The sequence below is a fragment of the Micrococcus sp. HMSC067E09 genome (genome assembly GCF_001812555.1).
Lineage (GTDB): Bacteria > Actinomycetota > Actinomycetes > Actinomycetales > Micrococcaceae > Micrococcus > Micrococcus lylae.
Window position 1 is genome coordinate 1 of sequence record NZ_KV809402.1, and the last position, 276, is coordinate 276.

General features: G+C 67.0%; 1 protein-coding gene. It reads left to right on the plus strand.

The features are described from left to right. Positions 1-276, plus strand: a 276-nt coding sequence (locus tag HMPREF2863_RS00015) for a DDE-type integrase/transposase/recombinase (protein WP_141756320.1), incomplete at both ends; no start/stop codon positions are given.

Consider the following 276-nt stretch of genomic DNA (forward strand, 5'->3'; position numbering starts at 1 on the left):
CCGTGCTTCCAAGCGTGGTGCAGGCCGGCGGGTCGGGTACACGTACCTGCACTCGGCGATCGACGGGTTCACCCGCCTGGCCTACACCGAGGCACTCGAAGATGAGAGGGCGGTGACCACGATCGGGTTCTTCTGCCGGGCGCGGGCATTCTTCGCCGCCCACGGCATCACCGTGGACCGGGTGGTCACGGACAACGGGAACAACTACCGGGCCGCCGACTTCACCACGAAGGTGACTTCACTGGGCGGTCGGCATCACCGGATCCGCCCGTACAC